The organism is Stenotrophomonas sp. 2YAF22 (assembly GCF_052114665.1).
In the GTDB taxonomy this organism is placed as follows: domain Bacteria; phylum Pseudomonadota; class Gammaproteobacteria; order Xanthomonadales; family Xanthomonadaceae; genus Stenotrophomonas; species Stenotrophomonas indicatrix.
Genome location: NZ_JBFRFE010000675.1, coordinates 1 through 2,221, shown reverse-complemented (window position 1 = coordinate 2,221; position 2,221 = coordinate 1). Strand labels below are relative to the sequence as shown.

Below are 2,221 nucleotides of genomic sequence, written 5' to 3'. Positions count from 1 at the left end.
ACCCAGGCCGCATGACAACGAACAACGGATTCGACTCGCTGCATTCCCACGCCCAGCGCCTGAAGGGCGCAAGCATTCCCGGCCTGCTCGCCGCCGAACCCGGCCGTGTACAGGACCTGGCGCTGCGGGTCGGTCCGTTGTATGTCAACTTCGCCCGGCAGAAATACGATGCCGCAGCGTTGCAGGCGCTGTTGGCGCTGGCTGCCGAACGTGATGTCGGCGGCGCCATCACGCGCCTGTTCCGTGGCGAGCAGGTCAACCTGACCGAAGGCCGCGCTGCGCTGCATACCGCATTGCGCGGTGATGTAGTCGATGCGCCGGTGGCGGCCGAGGCCTATGCCACCGCGCGCGGCATCCGCCAGCGCATGGGCGTGCTGGTGCGCGCGCTGGAAGACAGCGGCGTGACCGATGTGGTCAGCGTCGGCATTGGCGGTTCCGATCTCGGCCCGCGACTGGTCGCCGATGCGCTGCGCCCGGTCACAGGCGCACGCCTGCGCGTGCATTTCGTGTCGAACGTGGACGGCGCCGCCATGYAGCGCACGCTGGCCACGCTGGATCCGGCGAAGACCGCCGGCATCCTCATTTCCAAGACCTTTGGTACCCAGGAAACCCTGCTCAACGGCCAGATCCTGCATGACTGGCTGGGCGGCAGCGACCGTCTGTACGCGGTCAGCGCCAATCCGGAACGCGCCGCCAAGGCCTTCGCCATCGCCGCCGATCGTGTGCTGCCGATGTGGGACTGGGTGGGTGGCCGCTATTCGCTGTGGTCGGCCGTCGGTTTCCCGATCGCACTGGCCATCGGCTTCGAGCGCTTCGAGCAGCTGCTGGAAGGTGCCGCGCAGATGGATACGCATGCGCTGGACGCGCCGTTGGAGCGCAACCTGCCGGTGCTGCACGGCCTGACCGACATCTGGAACCGCAATCTGCTGGGCTACGCCACGCATGCGGTGATGACCTACGACCAGCGCCTGGCGCTGCTGCCGGCCTACCTGCAGCAGCTGGTGATGGAAAGCCTGGGCAAGCGCGTGCAGCGCGATGGCCAGCCGGTCACCACCGACACCGTGCCGGTGTGGTGGGGCGGTGCGGGCACCGATGTGCAGCACAGCTTCTTCCAGGCGCTGCACCAGGGCACCAGCATCATCCCGGCCGATTTCATCGGCTGCGTGCACAACGATGATCCGTATACGGTCAACCACCAGGCGCTGATGGCCAACCTGCTGGCGCAGACCGAAGCACTGGCCAACGGCCAGGGCAGCGACGATCCGCACCGCGATTACCCGGGCGGCCGCCCGAGCACGATGATCCTGCTCGACGCGCTCACCCCGCAGGCGCTGGGCGCCTTGATCGCGATGTACGAACACGCGGTGTACGTGCAGTCGGTGATCTGGAACATCAACGCTTTCGACCAGTTCGGTGTCGAGCTGGGCAAGCAGCTGGCCAGTGGCCTGCTGCCGGCCCTGCAGGGCGAGGATGTCCAGATCAATGATCCGCTGACCCGTGAGCTGCTGGCGCAGCTGAAGGGCTGAGCGCGGCGCGCCGGATGCGTGCGTCGATGCACTGGCGCGACCTCGTTCGACGAAGGCAGCCCGAGGCGTGGGCGGGTCTGCACCTGACCGTGCCGGCTCCCGTGCGCCCTGCGCTTGTGGTTTCGGTCTGCCCGCCGGACCGGATACGGGTGGGTACCGAGGAACGCCCCATGTTGTGGGCGAGGGTGGAGCCCGACTACTTCGGTGTGGACCTGCTTCGCAGCGCCTCCCCGGCCTCGCCGGCGATCATTCCACCGATCACGGCTGCCGAGGTGCGGGCGTTGCATTCGGATGATCCGGTGCGGACTGCCGCAGCGTGGGCACGTCATTTCGCACGGGCCCTTACCCGTTCGGATCGATCTCCGCTGGCCCAGGGCGAATGGCTGCTGCAGCCGACGCTGCATGGCCTGGAGCGTGCGCGGATGCCGCTCACGCTCGCGTCAGATGCGCTGGCCCGACCGGCGGTCGATACCTTGGACTGGTCGAGCGTGACGCACGGCGAATGCCTGCCTCCCGTCCTGCTGCGGGCACCGTCACTGGCCACGGATGGGCGGGTCAAGGCCTGGGCCAGGCAGGCCCGGGCAGGATCACTGCCACCGGTGCTGCTGATGTGGGGCAGTGGCCTGCAGGCACACGTGGTGCTGGACGGACACGACCGGCTGCAGGCAGCCGTGCAGGAGGGCGCCGATGTGCCG

General features: G+C 68.2%; 2 protein-coding genes. Both read left to right on the top strand.

Annotation, left to right across the window (positions count from 1 at the left end; all coding sequences use genetic code 11):
* The first annotated feature begins 11 nt into the window (after nucleotides 1-11).
* The gene (pgi, locus tag AB4Y84_RS19790; RefSeq protein ID WP_442250741.1) at nucleotides 12-1,526 is read left to right on the top strand and encodes a glucose-6-phosphate isomerase; all 1,515 of its coding nucleotides are present in this window, start codon (nucleotides 12-14) and stop codon (nucleotides 1,524-1,526) included.
* 26 nt (nucleotides 1,527-1,552) lie between these two features.
* Nucleotides 1,553-2,221 (top strand): hypothetical protein (locus tag AB4Y84_RS19785; RefSeq protein ID WP_442250740.1); only part of this gene is annotated, 669 nt, incomplete at its 3' end.